Here is a 20299-nt window from a genome sequence, read left to right on the forward strand (position 1 = left end):
CGCATGCCCAACTCCCTCGCCGGGGACAATGCTGCTGAAAATCCTGCATTGCCGATGCGTCTCATGGTCCTCACGCACTCCTACTGGCCCGAGCACAGCCCCCCGCAGCGACGCTGGCTGTCCTTAACCCGGGAATTCCGCAGGGCAGGATGGGACGTCGATGTTGTCGCTCCTGTGGCGCACTATCCGAACGGTCGCCGGAATTTGCCCCGCAGAGAAGCCGGCCTTGCCTTCTCGTATCATCGTGGACCGCACGGGGAAACCATCCGACGCGTTCCGTACTTGCGACATTTAGGCACGTCGTCCTTGGCGCGCTTCGTCGATCAACTATTTTCCGCCGTCGTCTCTGTTCCAGTCGGCATGGGAGGAAGGAAACCCAACGCGATCCTTGCAACCGCGCCGAGTCTCCCTACGCTGGCCACAGGGTACGTGCTTTCCAAGTTACGACGAGTCCCCTTTATCGTGGAGATGCGGGATGCCTGGCCCGATCTGGCCCGGGACGCACGGATGGTTCAGGGCAGCGTAAAGAGCCTGGTGGAACGTGTTGTGGAGTTCGTGCAACAACGGGCCGATCTTGTCGTGACGGTTACAGAAGGCTTCGCGGAAACATTGCGTGAACGTGGCTTGAAAAACGTGGTTACCGTAAGCAACGGGCTTGATTTGAACTCGATACCGTTCTTGGATCCGCCGTCGTTGGAGCGCGGGGTCTTTCGCGCCTTGTATCTGGGCAATCATGGCAAGAGCCAACGACTGGACATATTGATCCGCGCCAGCGCACTTCTGGGTGACGGTTTTCAGCTGACGCTCGTTGGGCACGGCACCACGCGTCCGCAACTTGTGAAATTGGCTCGAGAACTCAATGCACCAGTGACCTTCTTTCCCTCTCTACAGGGGCCGGAGGTGGTTGAAAAATACCGCGAAGCTGACACATGCATAGTGTCCCTTCGTGACGACTGGAAGTCGTTCGAGACAACAGTTCCCTCCAAAACGTACGAGGTTCTTGCAATTGGGCGGCATGTCACGGCCATTGTGCGAGGGGAAGCGGAACGCATCATTATCGAGGCTGGCGGGGGAGATGTTGTACCCGCAAATCCAGAGGCAGTGGCCCAGCTGTGGCGAGAGTTGGCCTCGGATCGCAGTCGACTGGCCTCCGGTGCCAGCGGACGCGAATGGGTGCGCGATAACGCTGACTACGCACAGTTGGCGGTTAAGTACATGGACGTGATCTCTGGGCTGGTTCGTCCTGAACAGGTTGCCGGCCGGAAGTCAGTTAAGTGATCCAACTTTTTCGCAATATAAGGCTTGCTGCCGGCGTGGTGTCGGAGCATGTATCCGAGGCGCCGTTCGTCCTGGTACTTCAAGTCCTCAGGAAGTTGCCGGCAAGATTTGTTCAGCCGCTTGCACGTGTCGTCGCTTCCTTGGCCCCATTGTCTGGGCATCCGCTATTTCTTTTGGCGAGCCACGCAGCTGGATCGGAAGCCGGACTAAACCGTCGTTTTGAGAAATTGCTGTCCGACGGTGTGGAGGGAGAACGTGCCCGAATGGCCGCAGAAGTGGCGGTTGCGGCCGGCTCTACCAGTTGGGCCGGCGTTCTGCTGGAGCGGGCTGGCAGTTCTTCGCGCGTTGCGGCCACGGTGGCAAGGCGTAAGTGGTACGACGGCGACATGAGCGGCGCTCTTAAGGCTCTTCAGGAGCAGCCAGGCAGCATGGCTAAACAACGTCTGCGACTCGAGTCTGAATTGAACGTGTTCAAGGGCTGGAAGCCAGCACTCCAGTCCACCGTGGTAGCCACGGAACCCCGCCGGGTACTTCACCTTTTGACCAACTCGGTGCCGCATACCGGGAGCGGCTACTCTCGGCGTACACACTCCATCCTGACCGCACAGCAGGAACAAGACTGGGAAACCTTGGCTGTTACTCGCCTGGGCTATCCCGTTCAGATTGGGACGCTCACTGCAAGAAGCAAGGATGTGGTGGATGGGATCCGTTACGAGCGGATCCTGCCAAGCGACATGGCCACGACCATGGAGGGGCGGTTGCAACAACAGGCCTCTGGACTCCTCACTCTGGCGAGGCGATTCAGGCCGTCAGTCATTCACACCACTACCCACTTCGTAAATGGCATTGTGGCGGGTGAGGTTGCCAGAGCTTTAGATATTCCCTGGGTCTACGAGGTCAGAGGACAACTCGCGGACACATGGGCTTCCACTCGCGATGAAGCGGCGCGGAACAGCCAACGGTACAAACTTTTCACCACGCGTGAAGCGGAGGTGATGCGTGCAGCTGACCTTGTGGTGACCCTCGGTGAGTCCATGAAACGAAACATAGCTGCAATGGGTATTCCAGACGAAAAAATACTGATCAGCCCCAATGCTGTTGGGGGCGGGTATCTAGAAGATCCTCTGGATCACCGCGATGCTCGGCGGGCGCTCGGACTTGAACCAAGCGACCTCTTCATAGGAACGGTCAGTAGCCTGGTCGGCTACGAGGGTCTCGACGACCTCGTCACATCATTTGCGCTGCTGGCCCCGGGACTGCCAAAGTTGAAGCTGGTCTTGGTGGGTGACGGCACGGCAGCTCCTGCTCTCCGCGACCAGGTGCGGCGGTTAGGGCTGTCGGACCGCACGATTTTCACCGGCCGGGTTAAACCGGAGCAAGCACGCCTCTACCACGCGGCGTTGGATGTCTTTGTGGTTCCTCGTAAAGATTCAGCCGTTACTCGTGCAGTAACGCCCCTGAAACCGGTGGAGGCCCTCGCCTCTGGCCGCCCGGTTGTGGTCAGTGATCTCGACGCTCTGCGTGAGATAGTGTTCGACGGCGTCAACGGCAGGGTGAGCAAAGCTGAGGACCCTGGTCGCCTGGCGGAAGTCTTGCGTGAGCTGCTGGAGGATGAAGGTTTGCGCCGGCGGTTGGGTTCCGCGGGCAGAGAATATGTACTAGCCACGAGGACGTGGCAGGCCAACGCTCGTGCGTACGGCCAAGCTTACGAAACTTTGGCGTCTAACTATAAGAGGAGGGTGAGTTGATGTCGGCAAAGAAGGCAAAGCTACCGCCGCCAGCTTCCATTCAGCCCCTATCCGTTGACATGCGGAAACTCTCACGGGTTGGATCCAGGCCAGGATTTCTTGATTACTTGGTTCAGTTGTGGGAGTATCGGCAGTTCATTTTTTATGATGCACGGGCGCGTGTTCAGACGGGGACACGAAAAGACCGGCTGGGCAGCGCATGGCTTTTGCTGAACCCCGTCTTCAACGGGTTAACGTACTACCTCATTTTTGGATTGCTGCTCAACACAAGTGGCGGAATAGATAATTTCATCGGATACCTCATCGTTGGAATATTCATGTTCCAATTCAGCGCAGGAGCGATTACCGAAGGTTCGCGATCCATCCGAAACGGGAAGTCTGTAGTTCAGGCATTCAATTTCCCGCGTGCAGCCTTACCGATCGGTGCCAATATCCGGGAAATTCTTTCCTCGGTACCGTTGATCATAGGTATGCTTCTGCTGATCATTCTGATTCCACCTGCCGAAAAAATCTCATGGTTGTGGTTGTTGGTTATTCCTGCCGTTATTCTACAGGGAATATTCAACCTCGGTATAGGAATGATACTCGCCCGAATCATCTCCATGGTTCACGACGTAACCCACTTGATACCTTTCGCAATCCGCGCATGGATGTACGCTTCCGCCGTATTTTACTCCTACGAGCGCTTTATTCACGAACCCGCATTGCTGGCGATACTCAAGTTCAATCCATTATTCAACGTTATCGACATCGTCCGAAGCTGTGTCCTTTACGACACCGTTCCGTCGTGGGAATCCTGGGCCAGTCTGGCCGTCGTTGCGTTGACGGCCTTGATAGTCGGATTCGTATTCTTCTGGCAAGGGGAGGAGAGCTATGGTCGAGACTGATCAGACTGTTTTCTTGGATGGGCCGCCGTGTGTGGTTGTAGACAAGGTCCGTATGACCTACAAGGTCCCATCGTCGGACGGGCGAACAACAACGGCGAGCCGCAGAGGTTTCAAAGGTGCTCTTCGCAAAGTCTTCCGCCAATCCAATCTCGTGACAGTCAGTGCGCTTAAAGAAATTTCTCTAGTCGTTGAACGCGGGGAATCCGTAGGAATCATCGGGCGCAATGGTTCGGGTAAGAGCACGATGATGAAGCTGATTAGCGGCCAGATGGCGCCTACTCATGGTGCGGTGTTTGCCTCAAGCACTCCCGTCCTTTTGGGGGTGCATGCAGCCTTGGTACCAGAGCTCTCGGGCGATCAGAACGTCGTTCTTGGATGCCTTGCCATGGGTATGGACATGGATCAGATCGATGAGCGGTTTGACAGTATCGTCGAAGTTTCGGGTCTGGATTCAGCCATTTATCTTCCGATGAAAGGCTATTCTTCCGGCATGTCGTCGCGCCTCCGCTTTGCGATCGCTGCAGCTGTCAATCCCGAAATTCTCCTGGTTGATGAGGCCTTGAATACCGGTGATGCCCAGTTCGCTACTCGCAGCAAGGCGAGAATGGATGAACTTAGGGCGCAAGCTGGATGTGTCTTCATAGTTAGTCACAGCCTCTACACAATTCAAACCATGTGCAGTCGTGTAATTTGGCTGGATAAAGGAGAGCTTATTATGGATGGTGATCCAAAGGAGACCACCCAGCTGTATGAGGAGTTTTCTTCCCACCTTTCAAAGGGAAATAACATCACCGCCGGAAAGATAAAGGACCAAGCTCGCGCTAATTTAGTGGCAACCCAAGTTCTTGAGCGCGCCAGTGGACGCAGAATGGAGGGGCGCTGATATGGTCGCTCTCGAAGGCGTGCGTAAGGCGTTATGGCATCTTCGTAGAGGGGGCCCTGGCCAACTCAATGAGTGGCTCCGCCGCAGAAGAATAGACAACATGAATGTGTCTGGTCCCTTGGGGTCTGCCAACAAATCAGGACCGCCAATTTTTGGACCCCATCGGATCCCGGACCGTTCACCACGACGCTCGGATCTTACCGTTGGTGTTATTCTGGATGATTTTTCGACTGCAGCCTTTGCTTTTGAGTGGAACCTCGTTCATCTTCGTAGAGAGGATTGGACGAAGCAGCTTGCCGAGAATAAAATTGACTTTCTCTTTGTCGAATCTGCTTGGAATGGCAACGGTGGTTCTTGGCAGTACCAGCTAATGGGAGCATCCGGCCCGAAGCGCGAATTCCTCGAACTCATGAGCTGGTGCCGAGAACAAGAAGTTCCCACTGTGTTTTGGAACAAGGAGGACCCTCCGCATTATGAGGATTTTCTGCCGGCAGCACGCCTCTTCGACATGGTCTTCACCAGCGACTCGGAACGGATTTCGAGCTACATCAGGGATCTTGGCCACGAGAGGATCGCGGCGCTTGCCTTTGCGGCCCAGCCAGCAATTCACAATCCCATGAGAATCGGTGATTCGAGGCACTCACGGGGGGTCGCGTTTGCAGGTATGTACTTCGCCCACAAGTATCCTGAGCGGCGTCAACAAATGGACCTACTACTCAACGCGGCCAAAGACGCCTCCACCCAGGGGGGGCCAACGCTCGAGATTTTTTCACGTCAACTTGGCGGGGACCCGAACTATCAGTTTCCGGTGCCATTCGATCAGCATGTTGTCGGAAGCTTGGACTACAAGCGCATGCTCACGGCCTACCGTGCGTATAAGGTCTTTTTGAACGTTAACTCTGTGGTGGATTCTCCAAGTATGTGTGCCCGGAGAATATTTGAGATAACGGCATGTGGTACGCCTGTAGTTTCCACTCCCAGCGCGGCTATCGGGCAGTTCTTCGCGCCAGATGAAGTGCTTGTGGCTAACTCCCGGGATCAAGCGGCCTTTCAGATCCGTATGCTGTCACGGAGCCCGGAGCTCAATGATCGTGTGGTGCACAAGGGCCAGCGGAGGGTTTGGTCGGAAAACACCTATGCGCACAGGGCAGAGGCTGTAGTTTCATCTGTGCTGCCGCACCTCACCAGGTCTGTTGACCTTCCCAGGGTGAGTGCATTGGTATCGACTATTCGTCCGAATCAGCTGGAGCATGTATTTGCAACTGTTGGCAGTCAAATCGGAGTTGATGTAGAGCTCGTCCTGCTGACTCACGGGTTTGAAGTGCCCCTTGACCGTGTGCATGAACTGGCACAGCAACACGGTGTTCTCCGTTACAGGCTGTTGTCGCGGGATCGTGACGTGTCATTGGGAGAGTGCCTGAACTTGTGCGTGGAGGCTTCATCGGGGTCGGTCCTGACGAAAATGGACGATGACGACTACTACGGTCCTCACTACCTGGCTGACCTGTTGTATGCACTGGACTACTCAAATGCGGACATTGTGGGGAAGCATGCGCACCACATGCATCTGAAGTCCACGGGGATGACTGTTCTTCGGATGGCCCATAAGGAGCACTCATATAGCCGATTTGTGATGGGACCGACTATCACTGCGCGACGTGAGGTCTTCGAAGCTCACCCATTTGAGGCCCTGAATCGGGGAGAGGATACTGCCTTCCTGAAGGCGGTCACCTCGTCAGGTGGTTCCATTTACGCTGCCGATCGGTTCAACTTCTGTCAGATGCGTGAGGTGGAAGGGCACACGTGGAATGCATCTGACGATGAACTGGCAGCCTCAGGCGAAATCAAGTTCTTTGGAGATCCCAAAGAACACATCACTGTTTAATTAATAGGGGAAGAAATTGTCATCGATTAAAACGGTAGCTGTAATCGGACTCGGCTACATCGGGTTGCCGACCGCCGCGATTTTGGCTACAAACGGACTCAGCGTTATCGGGGTAGACGTAAATAGCAATACCGTGGACGCAGTGAACCGAGGCGAGGTTCCTTTCGTTGAACCGGATCTTGGTGTTCACGTAGCGGGAGCTGTGAGCCAGGGAAACTTGCGCGCCACAACTGAAACTCCGTCTGCAGACGCCTACATAGTGGCTGTACCGACACCTTTCTTGGCTGATCGCTCTGCGGACCTCAGCTACATCGAAGCAGCGGCACGAGGAATTGCGCCGCAGCTCAAAGGCGATGAGTTGGTCATTCTTGAATCTACGTCTCCGCCTCGTGCTACGAGACACCTGGCAGATTACATCCTGGCGCTTAGGCCCGATCTTTCGTTGGATGGCGCCGATGGTGCTCCGGTCGTGCACTTCGCGCACTGCCCGGAACGAGTTCTTCCTGGCCGAGTCATGATTGAACTCGTCACGAATGACCGCATCGTCGGCGGTATCACGACCGAGGCGGCGGAACTGGCCAAAGAGCTCTATTCCGTCTTCTGCCAAGGGGAGATACTGGTTACCGATGACGTAACCGCGGAGATGGCCAAACTGGTCGAGAACTCCTATCGAGATGTAAACATCGCCTTCGCAAATGAACTTTCCGTTATCAGCGACAAGCTGGGTATTGACGTCTGGGAACTGATCCGACTGGCCAATCACCACCCCCGGGTTAACATCCTTCAGCCTGGCCCCGGCGTCGGAGGGCACTGCATTGCTGTAGACCCATGGTTCATCGTGGCAGCTGCGCCGGACGAGTCGCGCTTGATTCGCACGGCGCGGGAAGTCAACGACTCAAAGCCTGAATGGGTTGTCGATAAGGTACGCAGTGCGGTACAGGCATACGGCGGTCAACCGAAGATCGCAGCACTGGGGCTGGCATTCAAGGCGAACATTGACGACCTCCGTGAGTCGCCGGCGATCGGGATCACAGCGTCATTGGCAGACGCATTGGCGTCCGCGAATGTCATGGTCGTCGAACCACACGTTGAAGAGTTGCCAAAGGCCCTGGCCGGCAGGGCCAACGTTGTTCTGACGGCTACACAGGACGCCATTGCGCAGGCTGACGTCGTTGTTGTTCTGGTGGATCACGACGAGTTCAAATCAATCCCACAGGCTTCCCTGGTGGGCAAGACGGTAATTGATACCAGAGGCATTTGGCGCGAATCTGTCACAGATGCCGCCGCTGCAACAACCTTGTGATTTCCAGAAGGCACCGGAGAACTAGTCTTCGGTGCCTTCCTTCCTTGGCTTGTGACGTACACAGAACGTCATGGCTTCCTCCGCAACGTTCCCCTTTTGGACTCACTTGAGACGGACCAGAGGTTTAACGGAGAGTTGTGAGAGAATCCTGCATTAGTGTCAGTCAGCGTCATCGATGAGAGAAGTCATGGACAGTTCGCCCGAGTCAATCGCAACAACAACGTTATTAGTTGCGCATGGAGACAAGCAAGTCACCATAGAGGCAGTGGCCGGTGATCACATCGCCGCAACGATCAAGGCATCGAAAAATTTCTATGAGTGGCAATTTTTGGGTGAACTGTCGCAGTACCTAAAGGCCGGAGACCTGGTTCTTGATGTCGGCGCCAATATTGGCAACCACAGTCTCTACTTCGCCGCGGTCTGCGGGGCTCAGGTGATTTCATTTGAGCCACTGCCTTTAGCTGCCGAAATCTTACAACGGAATGTTGATAGAAACTCCCTGCAGGAGCACATCGAAGTCCGCCGTAAGGCATTGGGTGAGGGCCGTTCCAAAGCAAAATTGGATAAAATGGATCTATCCAATGTCGGTGCCACTACCTTTGAGCTGTCTCCTGAAGGGGACTTCGATGTGAGCGCACTCGATCTGGAGGGCATACTGGAGCGCGTGTCCCTGATAAAAGTGGACGCCGAGGGCATGGACCTCTCAGTTTTGAAAGGTGCCACGAAGCTGATCTCCAGAGACAGGCCAATAATTGCCTGTGAGGCCGCTACTTCTGTTGAACAGGTGGCCTTGGAGCGGTTTGCGTCCGAGATAGGCTACGCGTTTGTAGCAGAATTCAATGCGACTCCTACCTACATTTTGGCCCCAGCAGGCACCCCACTTGAACGCGCAAGGGTCGAACGTAGGGCTGCGGGCCTCCTCACTCGTACTCATTGGGCAACACGGGATCTTTACTATCGCGTGGGCCTTGTGAACACCAACGTGAAGAGTCTGAGCGATGCGCAGACGCCCTCTGCGGCCTTGGACGAATTGGCGAAAGAGGGCGCGCGTGCCCAGGCAGCGTTAGTGGATCGCGTTGAGAGGCTGGAAGCGATGGTCGAGGCTCTAACCGGGCGACTAGCCAGTGGCGCTGAAGAACAGAGCCCCAATGAGCCCCAGGTTTGAACCTGAGCCAGCTGATAGTTGCCTCCTGGCCCCCTTCCCTTGGCCCGTCAGCCGGGGCCCACGGCGGTCTGAATTGCCACTTCAAGGAAACCCTGCCGTTTATGGCTCGTCACTAGATCCACGAGTCGCATCCGATTAGAGGGCAAAGGTGGCCTAGGGATAGAATCAGTGGGTTTGTTGTTCGTCATACCCTTGGGGAGTCACAGTGTCAGATCGCCGATCCATAAGGCTGACGGAGTCTACGCCCAATGTTGACAGTCTAAAGACTCGTCCGGAAGGCTACTTCGAAACAACCGACGGAACTGTGGGTGACGGGCCCTGGCGGGTTCGAACTGACGATGACGGTTTCATCATGACCGGAAACATCGTCAGGGAGGATGCCGAACCTTTGGTCTTTCTCGGCGACTCGTTTGTCGAAGCCATCTACGCCCCGGAAGACATCCGGTTTGTGTCCCAAGTAGAGCGACACCTGGCAACCGAGGGCCTAAACTTTCGCTGTCTTAACGGTGGTTACTCAGGGGCCACCACATTGCAGCTGTTTAATGTGTTCTTGAACAAGGTTGTTCCCCACGTCGGGCGTGGCGGTAGAGTCATATTTTTCCTGCCTCAATCGGATTTGCCCATCTACTTCCGTCCCAGCAGTTACTGGTATCCTACAGATCGCTATGCTCCACTCAGTCCGCCCGTGGAGCCGGCTGCAGCAGATCTTCCGCGGGGTTCAAAGGCGTTGACTTCTATTCTGGGCTTGGCTGTTTGGGCCGCTCAGGAGTTTGAAATCGACTTTATCTTGGTGTCGTCGCCCAACAGAAACGCCTCCAGGGAGGATGATCCCTTTGTCGCGAAGCGAGTCACAGCAGACCAGCACGACGCGCTGATGAAGCGGCGGGATGACATTCGTCGGGCGGTACTGGACTTTGTGGCCAGCAGCGGAGTCACGTTCTTGGACGCCGAGGCGGCGTTTTCTGATACTCACTCGGCTTTCTACGACGATACCCACTTGAATGAACGAGGGCACGGCATGTTTGCCGCATGGCTTGCCGATCAATTACGTGTATTGAACAGCAAGTAGCCAGTCATCCACTGAACTAGACACGCCGCTCGGCTACGTCGTAGCCGAGCGGCCAGTCCAATGGTTTGAATCACTCCGGCGCTAACCCATGAACCGTGAGGTTCGGTGGGGTCTCACGGCGGCCGGGTACACCTGCGGGTCTTTAGCTTTGTTTCTGGATACGACCGCAAACGGAAGCACGCCGGCCCGTCGGATCACGTGAGGCCTTGACCGGCTCAGGCACATTCAACCGTGCTGACTTCTTCGAAACTCTGAATTAGGGGCTCTCGTCACCAGGCCCCCGCGAAAAGCACTATGGTTGACCGTCAGCGCGTACTCAGGCAGGCTCGCCGCAGGGAGTGCTAAACCTCTTCCAACGCCTCTTGCACTAAGGATACGAAAGTTTCCAGTGAGTACCTGTCGCGTACGAAAGACTGTCCCAGCTCGGCAGTTCGGTTGAAGTCGACGAGGTCTTGGTTCTTCAGGATGTAGTCCCTGATCCCAAAAATATCTTCAAATATGTAGTCACTTGGATAAATGTAGTCAACGCCATGCCAAGGTAGGAATACGCCCTGATTCCCAGCAGCAAAACCCTCTGCCGGAGCCACATGGAAGCTTTCCAGATCGGAAAGTGACAACACAAATCCAAAATCTGCCAGCGCTTCTTTTGTATCAACCCAACCGGAGAAGGTCACTTTATCCGAAAGGTTGTGGTCCAAGATGTACTGATCACAGGCCTCGTAGTAGTCCCTCTCGACAGGGTTTTTATAGACCCAAGGCAAGTCGAGGGGGCCTTTCCCGAAAACTGTCAGCGTGAAATCGCCGTGTGAATCAAGATAATGAAGCAGCTCGAGTGCGCGGTGGTAGCCCTTCAACTTCGGCAACATGCCAACCATCGCGAGCCGCTTGGTCTTCTTGGGATCGTCACTGGTCCTGTAAGAATTCACGTCCAAGTAGTTCGGTATGATCCGGACCTTCGTGCGATCCATGCTGAAGGTGCGGATCATGTCTTCGCTCGTGTGGAGGGAAACCGAGATAAAGCAGTCGACCTTGGATTGGTCGATGTCATGGCCGAATCGAGTGTTCAGTTCGAAGCGATGGAGCCGTACCACTAGTCGCTGGTGGGCTCGCTTGTGTTGTGCATACCAAACGGCGTTGCCCAGCAGCCATTCGCAGAATATCACGTCTGCCCACTCGAGAAGTTCCTGGCTTTGCTCAGCATCGTGGGCGTCATGGCCTGTCCAGGCGTCAAGCTTGACGCTGTAGTGTTCCTGCAAAGCAGGGATCGCGGGCGATATGAATTTTAGATCCATTCCAGCGATGAGAAGCCGTTGCTTGATGTTCTGCTGGAACGCTTCATAATTACCTGAATTGATCACCTCCAGTGTTTCTCGAATGCGAGGCCGGAAGGCCTTCTCGGTGATGGAGTCCCAATTGTTTTGAACTAATCGGGCGAGTTTGGAGAAGAGCCCTGCATCGATATCACCACGGTTAAAGCGGTAGATGGATTCCAAGGCCACTCGAAGAGAAACATGTCCACGGATCTCCATGTAGCTCAGGCCCACGCGAGAGAGCGTGGACTCGGCACTTTCCCATACTTCGAGATGTGAGGCTAGCTCGCGGGCGCCATACTGCTGAGTGGTTGATCTGATGAAACCAATGGACTTATGGTAGACAATCGCTGGTTCATCCAGGTAGGAGATATTCTGCGAAGCTGATAATACGTTGTTCAGAAATACGGTGTCCTCGCCCATGTGTAAGTGTTCAGGCCAGATGATTCCATTATCAATGAGCAAACTCCGCCGGATGAGCGAAGAGTTCGTTGTGCTCTGGTCACGCACGATCTTGGCAATTTTCTCAGTACGTGAGTCTGTAAAGTTGAAATCGATCACGCGGTTCAGTAGCTGAGGTTTCTTGCCACGCTCGATGGTGAAAAGTGAAGCGCGAACGATGTCCGAATCTTCATTTTCTGCAAGCTCTAACTGCAAGCGCAGTGCTTCCGGGAGTATTTCGTCGTCACAGTCCAGGAAGAATACGTACTCTCCGGTGGCTTTTGACGTGCCTACATTGCGCGGACGCGATGGAGAGCCGCTGTTTGCTGCAAGTGCTACGACACGCCAGTTGCTGTGTGCATCGGCTCTATGTTCCAGGAGAGCCAATGTCCCATCTGTTGAGAAGTCGTCCACGAAGAGGACCTCGAAGCTGTCCTCCGGCAGGCTGATTCGTTCAAGCGACTCTAGACATGGACCAATCTTGGTCTCGGCGTTATAACAAGGTACGACGATACTGAGTTTCATAACCGGAGAATCCTCAAAGGCTCGCAATGATTCGTTCAACCTCTAGACGAGGTAAAAGTTGTCGGAGATGGTCTGGCCGTAGTGTTTGACGGCTTTCTGGAAGAAAGCCGGGCGCGCGACGATGTCCCGAACAGAGTGCTCGGCACTGAAGCGGTAGGGGTCATCCTCGCCAATTGCAATGGGCCCGTCGGCGTAGCAGAGATGAAGGCTGGCCTCCGAAATCATCGTGGCTGTAACGCTTGAGTCGGGCAGGACCAGTGCGAAGGCCTCGCCCCTGACGTAGGTAGCAGCATCGAGTACCTCGTCAGTGGCCCAAGCCCACGAAAGAACAATCACTCCGAATCGGCCGTACTTGGCTTGGTAGTAGGCCGCATCGCTCTTTTGGAATTGCTGCCCAAGGACAATGACCAAACCGTTGGCAATGTCGGCAAACTCTGCTTGTCGAGCTATGGCTTGCACAAGCTCGTGTTCATTTTCCACAGGACAAACGAGAGTGACTAATTGACTTGGTTTAGCATAATCGAAACCAATTGAATCAAGAATTTGCTCAAACCGGCGCTGGTAAGTGTGGTTGGCAAGAACGTCGTGAAGAGCGGCATGCCGGATGGAATCAGCTTGCTCGGATTCCAACTCGAGAATATCGTTGTGGTTTTCTCCGGCAAAGAGAATGCGTCCGTCGAAGAATTCCGCAACACCGGGAGAGTAGTTGGACACCACGAGTGTGTTGCAGGACATGAGTTCGAAGATACGCCGGGCGAACATTGTTGGTGATGAGGTCACGGTGTTGATGTTCAAGCCCAGGGTTGTCGATTTGTAAGCGTTCGCTATCTCGGAGTGCGGAATAGCCGGCTCGGTGAGGTGCCGATACTGTTCGGGGAAGAGGTGGAGTTCGTCATCAGTGCCCCAGAATCGATCAAAAATTCGTAGATCGAGTCCAGCCTCAAGGATCTGTTCAAAAATAACAGTCATTTCGGTCGAACGTTCCGCATGGTTGGCGTACCAGCTACCGGCAAACGACACCCCTTCAGCCCGGGGCGCCGATTCGCGGGGGTTGAAGAGTTTCGGCTGGGTCGCGAAGGGGAGGCAGTGAACACTGGGGTGATCGTATTCTTCCTCATACCTGGGAACACATGTCAGGTCTGTGGTGAAGACATGGTCAAACAGTATTGCTGTATCGATGAAGTTGTGGATCTTGTCATCAAAGTGAGTGGGGTCTTCTTTGTTCCAAAAGACAGTAGGGATTTTCTCTTGATTACACCAGGCGAGTATCTCGAGAAGCTCGGTCCTGTTCTCACGGGCAAAGTTGGAACTCGCGTAAATACGGCCCTTCCAAGGGCGTGTCACGCTGTCCGTCCCGGACCAAGCGGATTCGCAAAGGAATAGATCGGGTCGATTGGATTCGAAACGTTCCCGCCAGTTTTGAGGCTCGAAGATGATGGGGGTGAACTCGTACTTGAAACAGTTGTAAGTGAACTCGTCGGCTATCAAAGCAACCTTTAGATCCTTGGCCCGTCGGGGCTGATCCAAGGCCGCAACGGCCTGTCCACTCGTCGCGAAGGAAGCAGGTTTGGAACCTGCACCCGCTTTGGCCGGCTCGGGTTTCTTGTCTTCAAGTGCTTCGACCCAGATTTGGTTGCTGGTGAACAACTGATCCGGCACCGCCGCCCACAGCATCGTTCCCACGCGAATCTCTGTAGCATTTTTGGGAATGTTCAGCGTTAACGAAACGTCGTGCCGTTGCCGCCCGTCGATGTACTTGAATTCGCCATGTTCCTCGGAGGTCGCAAGTTCCGCCACGGGAATTCTGCCGCCGTCAATGTCGGCGAACTCGATGAGCGTCAGACCGCTCTTTGGGGTTAGACCCGCTACCTTAGGTTCGACTTCAAACTTGACCCTGAGCTGAGGCCCCTTAATATGTGTGATTGGAATGCGCGCCCAACGAGCTCGTTCAGTGACGGGTACTCGAGCGCCGAGTTCGTGGAGGCGATCAAATTGCAGTGCTGCCGACTTTGACTGTGGGGGCCCGAATCCCGGCCGGAGTTCGTTGGCGGACTCTGCGGTCAGTTCGTTGAACTCGACTGCGTTGAGGATTTGCAGCGATCCTGGCTTAGCTTTCCAAGCGGCAAATCCCATTCGAACGCTGACACAGTCAGCTGGAGCGTGTACCTCAAATGAGAACTGTCCATCGGCGTCAGGTTGAATGTAGACATACTCTCCATTGAGGCCCCTGGGAATGTCAGTAAGGCTTCCGACCTCGTCTCCATTTTTGTCAGCAAACCTGAACAGCAATACTGCATCTCCAAGCCGGCACTGTTTGCTGCCTGGAAGCTGCGCCTGGACTCTGAAGTGTTTGACCTCGAGCACCGACACATTAATCCAGAGGGGCTCTGCCTGAAGACCGATTGCGGAACTCGGTTCATGGTTCGAGGAAAGCACGATGCGGTGTCCCCGCAGGTTGTCAGCATCGCGTTCTGCTAATTCCGGAAAGAGCGGCAGAACACTGTGATGTACGGAAACACTGTTTCCCAACGAAAGGCTTCCTGGGTAGCCCTTCCAAAGCGCGAAACCCAGCACTACTTCAGTACAATCTTCGGGGATAAACAGCTTTGCCTCGCCGGCACTTAACGCATCGGGCACTATGTAGACGTAGTAGCCTTGTGGTCCCTTGCTGATGCGTCCCCTGCTAGCAACTTCGTTGCCGTGCTTGTCAATGAACTTCACCCAGATAATCCCAGCTTTGGTTTCATGCTGACTGGGATCGGAAATAGTCTGGAAAGTCGCTGTTACTTCAGAGCCTGGAACGACTTGAAACCGTACCTCGTATGCCTTTTTGCGCAGCATGACATGCTCGGTCGGCACTTTGCCCGAGTCAATAAGGAGAGAGGAGCGAGGCTGAGCCGGCTCGTGGTTGGTCCAGATGGTCTGAGGTGCAGCCGGACGATCAAAGAGTTTGCGTAGCAACGCTGGACTCCATTTTCTGAGTTAGGGGAGTGACCTTACTGGCGGCTAAGGTACCCGGGGACAGTACCGGGACGTTTAGAGAGCTGGCTCGACGTCGCTCACGAATTCTGAAACGCGGAGTCCTACGCCGAGAAGTTCGGCCACGGCCGCTACGGTCCGTTCGGCGGCTTTACCATCACCGTAGGGGTTAACTGCGTTAGCCATGGCGTCGAATGCGTCCTGCTGGTTGAGGAGGCGGTCTACTTCCTTGACAATCTTTTCTTCGTCTGTCCCGATCAGAGTTACGGTGCCGGCGTGTACAGCCTCTGGTCGTTCTGTATTGTCACGCATGACCAGCACCGGCTTGCCTAAGCTGGGTGCTTCTTCCTGAACTCCTCCGGAGTCCGTGAGCACAATATGAGCAATGGACAGCATTCGAGTGAACTCTCCGTAAGCCAACGGCTCAGTGACGATGACGTTTGGCTTCCCATCGATTGCAGGCAGAACTGCTTCCCGGACTACTGGATTCTTGTGAGCCGGGAGCACTATTACGAGGTCGGGTTCAGCATCTGCGATGCGTGCCAAGGCTCGGCCAACTCCGCGCATGGCGTCGCCCTGGTTTTCGCGGCGGTGCGTGGTTACCAAGAGAATTTTCCGGCCGCTGGCTGCCAATTCTTCCAGCTGGGGATCGGAGAACGGAACGTTTTTGTCAACAGTAGTGAGCAACGCGTCGATCACAGTGTTGCCCGTAACAACGATGTCGCGCTCCCGGATCCCCTCCGCCAAGAGGTTGGCCTTGCTGGTGCTCGTCGGTGCGAGATGCAGGCTGGCAATTTGGCTGGTGATCTTGCGGTTTGCCTCCTCCGGGAACGGGGAGAGTAGATCACCGCTTCGCAGCCCTGCCTCAACGTGGACCACGGGGATGCCATGGTAGAAGGCTGCGATCGCCCCTGCCGTCGATGTGGTGGTGTCACCCTGGACAATGACCGCGTCGGGCTTGTTGTCTGAGAACAACTTGTCCAGGCCATCGATGGTCCTGGTCATGATCGCGGAGAGAGACTGTCGCTGCTGAAGGATGTTGAGGTCGTGATCCGGAACGATGCCGAAGAGTTCGTTGACTTGGTCGAGCATCTCCCGGTGTTGACCAGTGACAGTCACCACGCAGTCGAAGTCGGGAGACTGCTGAAGGGCGGTGACGATTGGAGCCATCTTGATGGCTTCCGGACGAGTACCGAAAATAGGCATGACGCTGGGCATGGATTCCCCCGGGAAAGGCAATGGCTGACCAGCCGATGCTATCGCACAGTCAATCGAGGTGATCAATTGTGTATGACGAAGAAGGCCGCTCAGCCTGCAAACATCAAGGTCAGAACCAGCAAGGGGATGCTGATGGAGACGAGGATCACAACTACAAGGGCAATCAGTCGTTTCTGGGCAAGCGTTGCTTTTTTTAGCTTTGCCCCCGACTTCTTCTCGGGGACGGGTGAAGGTGGCGCTGCCGTCACGGTTTCTTTTGGCTGCGTGTGCGGAGGTTCCTCAGCCGAGGGCGGCAGCTGTGCAGGTTGGGACAAGGTGCTATGTCCTGGCACTTGGGAAGGCGGGACGTCCCCCAAGAAGCGCCGCTTGCGCATGTGCCGAGGAGAGGGTGAAAGCACCACCGGTTGTCCGACAGTATCCGTCACTACTTAACTCCTATGCTGCGTCCAGATGAAACAGGGCCCTGCTCAATTCTTGCATCTGAGGGCTTCCGAGAACATTTGTTTGACTGGGTCGAGGTATCTGCAGGGTTCACGGTCTGGCTTATCGCTGCTCCGGCACGGAGCGGTGGCACTTGAAAATGGGGGCCGGCACACGAGTGCCGGCCCCCATTTTTTGGTTGTCAGCCTCGGTCGGAGTATGGTGCGTCGTTTTTCATGCCCGAACTATTAGTGACGTTGATATACACGTACTTCCCCGAGCCTAGGGTCGTGCTGCCTAGCTTGGCCGTCACGGATTCCAGACGTGGGTTCATGCCGAGTTGTTTGCCGTAGGAGGGGTTGTAGCTTGCAGCCGTAACGGTCTTGTCGAAGACCCGGCCGTACGTGTCGGTCCACTTCACCTGGATGGTGCCACCACTGAGATTCTGACCGGTCACGAGCACATCGCCATTCCCATAAAAGATGGAGTCCGTGATCACAGGGGTCATGCTTTTGGCCTTCATCTGGTCAAGCATGGGCGCCCAAGTTCCAGTGCACGTGAAGAACGGATCCCACATGTACGAGATGATTTTCACGGGGTAGTTCCCGATCTGTTGCAGTTGGCGGTCGTGACGGGCTTTAGAGCTCTGGCCTCGGAATTGGTTGTCGCAAGGGTTTTGGCTTGTGCCCGGTGCCATGCCCTCCATATTGGCCCAGAGCTCTGCTCCGGTTCCTTGAATGCCTTCCGACATTGCAAGGAAGTACTCGCGGTTGGGTGCGGCATACTTGCTGCCCCAGGTGCCGCTGCCGACTATCGAGGCGGCAAACTGGTCTACGTTGGAGCCGCTTTCATGGCCGAAATAGGAACCTGTCTTGCCTGTTCCCATCCCGTCTTGTACGGCGATTGCGAGCTTGACCCCGTTCGCTGTCCCGGCCATCTTAGCTATGCCGGCACGCGCGTTGTCGACTGTGACTCGGCCAGTGTTCGACATTCGAGTATCCAGATAGGGGCTGATCAGTGCTGAACGTGTCGGTTGCAGCTTCTTGATTGCGGCATTTTGCAGTCGGTAGACGGAAAGTATGGAGTCCCAAATCGCTCCAGCGGCAACGGGCATCTCAGTGTGGTGGTAGTAGCCCACCAGGCCGGCAACGTTGTTGACCTTCCCTTGAAACTGAAGGAATCGATTAGTGAAGTTTGACAAGGTCGATTCGTAGGAAAGATCCGCAAGGTATGTGACGTCTGTCCTTTTGATGGGTGCGGGCATGCCGGCGTAGAACTTCATCCCGAGCGTTGTAGCCGCTTTAGCCACTGACACGGAGATTGATGCAGTCCCGCTGGTAATAATCACGACGTCATACGAGTTGTTCGATGATGTGCAGCCGGTGCCTTGTGTGGGGATGACCATGATGGTGTATACGGTTGTCCCGCTGGTTGCGGTCTTGTCGCGCGGACACGCAAGGGACGGAGCACCCCAGGAGTTGCCGTCGGTGTATGTGAAGTAGCGATTTACGCTGATTCCCGCTGTGGCTGCCGCCACGCAATTGACGCCAGAGATGGAGCACCCGGCTGGATTGGCGGCAGATGTCGCAGGTTTGATCTGCGAACCGAACGTGATGACAGTATCCCCGCCCACTGACTTGATGTCCGTTAGCTTCGACATATTGGCGGCGTCGTTCGTGCTGCCAAATATGAAGTAGCCGCTAATGGGATATACCGGGGCTGGCGCTGCTTGCGCAATTGGTCCGTGAAGGAAACCAATCACCAGGACAAAGGCGGCGAGCAGGCTGGCTATGAAATGCCTTGCACGAGTGGCGTTGGGGGTGGAGGACTCAGATCTGAATTTTTCCACGATGGATCCTTGGGCTCGTAGTGTGAGACCTTGGACCTATGGAAAAAGGATGGCTTGCTGCATCCCCAAAACTCAATAGCTTGACAAGAATCTTCAAGCGACCAAAAAAACTACAAAATTTTCCGTGCACCTTGACAACTCAGTTCGCTGAATCGACAGCGGTCCTACCAGTGTTGTCATATCGGATCAGGCTCCGCAGGAGTATTACTCATTTAGCTGGAAGTGCACTCCGGTCGCATCCACGTGTCGATCAACCCACCTGTTTCCACCACGAACCGGTCCATCCAAGCTCCAGTTGAGAGGTCCGGCTGGGACCCAACCATCTGGACCTCGGCGGATGTGCATTGGCCGATCAGTGTGCCCGCGCGCATCACGTGATACTCGGATGTCACCACCGTCACGGACTTCCAACCATGGTCGGCAATCAGCCCCCGCAAAGCGTCAGCCTCGCCTCTGGTATTCAGCGGTGAAGGGCGGAAGCACACAAGTTTGGAATCACCCGACTCCTCATCGCACAGCGCATCACCCTCCGCGTTGCCGGCCAAGCCAGTCGTAGAGACCACCAGCATGGGAATGCCCAGTTCCCGCTGGAGCTTTTGAGCCACAGGCAAACGCTCCTTGCTCATTCCGCCCAGCACCACGATCGCATCCGTGCGGTGAGGCGTTGCCTCCGGAGGGTTGTAGAAGAACTGAAAGGCCGCGATCAGCCAGAGCAACGCTGCCAAGAGGCACGCCGCCGCAACCACGCCAATGACATGCGTGGCGGAGGCAGTTTTGAGGGGCACGGGGACAGTCTAAGGTTCCCAAATGGGTGCTTCCTCCCAGCAAAGGGCTGCCCCGGGCGTCTACCGGGTGTCAACATCCTCAAAGACAAGGAAAGTCTGGGTATCCTGCACTCCGTCCATGGACTGCAATTGGTCGAAGATCACACGCCGGAGGTGGATGTTGTCAGTTGCCCGAACCAAAAGGATGACGTCGAAGTCTCCGCCCACCAGGGCGATGTGGTGAATTTCGGGAATCGCGCGCAGCTGTTCCTTGAGTTCGCGCCACGAGTGCTGCTGAACTTTCAACGTCACGTAGGCCGATGACCGAAGGCCTGCCTTGATGGGATCCACCAAGGCCGTGAACTTGGTCAGCACACCTTCGCCCGTGAGGCGGGCAATCCTTGTATAGGCGTGGGCGCGGCTGATGTGCACGTTCTCAGCCACCTGGGTGACGGACATGCGCCCATCGGTGGTCAGCTCGCGGATGATGTCCCGGTCCACACTGTCCAGCGGTACGGCGGTCTGCTCCGCCTCGGCCTCGCTCACTGGCTCTCCAATTCGTCTACAGCACGGGC

General features: G+C 55.4%; 15 protein-coding genes. 8 read left to right on the top strand and 7 right to left on the bottom strand.

What is annotated here, in order from left to right; genetic code table 11:
* Positions 1 to 3 precede the first annotated feature (3 nt).
* From ACIQLI_RS03525 to ACIQLI_RS03560, 8 genes are all read left to right on the top strand, one after another.
* Positions 4 to 1278 (top strand): glycosyltransferase family 4 protein, encoded by a 1275-nt coding sequence (locus ACIQLI_RS03525; RefSeq protein WP_400385054.1) that lies wholly within the window; start codon positions 4 to 6, stop codon positions 1276 to 1278.
* Positions 1275 to 3026 carry a glycosyltransferase family 4 protein gene (locus tag ACIQLI_RS03530; protein ID WP_400385057.1) on the top strand — a complete coding sequence of 584 codons (1752 nt, stop codon included), beginning with the start codon at positions 1275 to 1277 and terminating at the stop codon, positions 3024 to 3026. Before ACIQLI_RS03525 ends, ACIQLI_RS03530 begins: the two co-directional genes overlap by 4 nt.
* On the top strand, positions 3026 to 3913 hold the full coding sequence (locus tag ACIQLI_RS03535) for an ABC transporter permease (RefSeq protein ID WP_400385060.1): 888 nt from the start codon (positions 3026 to 3028) through the stop codon (positions 3911 to 3913). The genes ACIQLI_RS03530 and ACIQLI_RS03535 overlap by 1 nt, the downstream gene beginning before the upstream one ends.
* Positions 3900 to 4796 (top strand): ABC transporter ATP-binding protein, encoded by an 897-nt coding sequence (locus ACIQLI_RS03540; RefSeq protein WP_400385062.1) that lies wholly within the window; start codon positions 3900 to 3902, stop codon positions 4794 to 4796. Before ACIQLI_RS03535 ends, ACIQLI_RS03540 begins: the two co-directional genes overlap by 14 nt.
* A gap of 100 nt (positions 4797 to 4896) precedes the next feature.
* On the top strand, positions 4897 to 6681 hold the full coding sequence (locus tag ACIQLI_RS03545) for a glycosyltransferase (protein ID WP_400385065.1): 1785 nt from the start codon (positions 4897 to 4899) through the stop codon (positions 6679 to 6681).
* A 16-nt stretch (positions 6682 to 6697) separates the two neighbouring features.
* The gene (wecC, locus tag ACIQLI_RS03550; RefSeq protein ID WP_400385068.1) at positions 6698 to 7984 is read left to right on the top strand and encodes a UDP-N-acetyl-D-mannosamine dehydrogenase; all 1287 of its coding nucleotides are present in this window, start codon (positions 6698 to 6700) and stop codon (positions 7982 to 7984) included.
* A 187-nt stretch (positions 7985 to 8171) separates the two neighbouring features.
* Positions 8172 to 9149: an FkbM family methyltransferase gene (locus tag ACIQLI_RS03555; protein ID WP_400385071.1), complete on the top strand. Its 978-nt coding sequence runs from the start codon at positions 8172 to 8174 to the stop codon at positions 9147 to 9149.
* Between the two features lie 352 nt (positions 9150 to 9501).
* Entirely contained in the window at positions 9502 to 10218 is a 717-nt protein-coding gene (locus ACIQLI_RS03560) for an SGNH/GDSL hydrolase family protein (RefSeq protein ID WP_400385074.1), read from the top strand.
* A 341-nt stretch (positions 10219 to 10559) separates the two neighbouring features.
* On the opposite strand, the gene ACIQLI_RS03565 is transcribed toward ACIQLI_RS03560, so the two are convergent.
* The 7 genes from ACIQLI_RS03565 to ACIQLI_RS03595 all read right to left on the bottom strand — a co-directional run bounded on the left by ACIQLI_RS03565 (position 10560) and on the right by ACIQLI_RS03595 (position 20270).
* Positions 10560 to 12494, bottom strand: a complete 1935-nt coding sequence (locus tag ACIQLI_RS03565; protein ID WP_400385077.1) for a glycosyltransferase — start codon at positions 12492 to 12494, stop codon at positions 10560 to 10562.
* A gap of 42 nt (positions 12495 to 12536) precedes the next feature.
* Positions 12537 to 15455, bottom strand: coding sequence for a glycosyltransferase (locus ACIQLI_RS03570; protein WP_400385080.1), 2919 nt, complete (start codon positions 15453 to 15455; stop codon positions 12537 to 12539).
* 75 nt (positions 15456 to 15530) lie between these two features.
* On the bottom strand, positions 15531 to 16691 hold the full coding sequence (wecB, locus tag ACIQLI_RS03575; RefSeq protein ID WP_400385083.1) for a non-hydrolyzing UDP-N-acetylglucosamine 2-epimerase: 1161 nt from the start codon (positions 16689 to 16691) through the stop codon (positions 15531 to 15533).
* 89 nt (positions 16692 to 16780) lie between these two features.
* A complete protein-coding gene (locus ACIQLI_RS03580; RefSeq protein ID WP_400385086.1) occupies positions 16781 to 17005 on the bottom strand; it encodes a hypothetical protein in 225 nt (74 codons plus the stop codon).
* 308 nt (positions 17006 to 17313) lie between these two features.
* Positions 17314 to 18960, bottom strand: a complete 1647-nt coding sequence (locus ACIQLI_RS03585; protein ID WP_400385088.1) for a hypothetical protein — start codon at positions 18958 to 18960, stop codon at positions 17314 to 17316.
* Between the two features lie 212 nt (positions 18961 to 19172).
* On the bottom strand, positions 19173 to 19745 hold the full coding sequence (locus ACIQLI_RS03590; RefSeq protein ID WP_400385091.1) for a YdcF family protein: 573 nt from the start codon (positions 19743 to 19745) through the stop codon (positions 19173 to 19175).
* 60 nt (positions 19746 to 19805) lie between these two features.
* Positions 19806 to 20270, bottom strand: coding sequence for an Lrp/AsnC family transcriptional regulator (locus ACIQLI_RS03595; RefSeq protein ID WP_280623364.1), 465 nt, complete (start codon positions 20268 to 20270; stop codon positions 19806 to 19808).
* Between the last annotated feature and the right edge of the window lie 29 nt (positions 20271 to 20299).

It is taken from the genome of Paenarthrobacter sp. NPDC091669 (genome assembly GCF_044756725.1).
GTDB classification, from domain to species: domain Bacteria; phylum Actinomycetota; class Actinomycetes; order Actinomycetales; family Micrococcaceae; genus Arthrobacter; species Arthrobacter bambusae_C.